Here is a 319-nt window from a genome sequence, read left to right as displayed (position 1 = left end):
GGTGGACCTGGAGCGCGACCCGGTGCGGGTGCGCTTCACCCCGCAGGTGACCGGGCGCGTGGTCTTCTACTGTGATCGACGGCTGCTATTTCTCCCCAGCCACCGCGACCAAGGGATGTGGGGAGTGCTGGAAGTCATCGATTGAGTCGCGGAGGTGTCATGCTGGTCGAGCTGCTCTTCGCCATGGCCCTGGCCCAGGGCCCCGACCCCATCGCCGCGGCCCTGGCCCGCTTCGAGGCCCTCGCCGCCTACCAGGCGACCCTGCGCAGCCAGGGCGACCGCGGCGAGGAGGTAATCCGCTACAGCTATCGCCATCCCG

Source organism: Halomonas sp. BM-2019, from assembly GCF_017584085.1.
The sequence above is the reverse complement of the archived record's forward strand: the minus strand, read 5'-3'. Positions refer to the sequence as shown.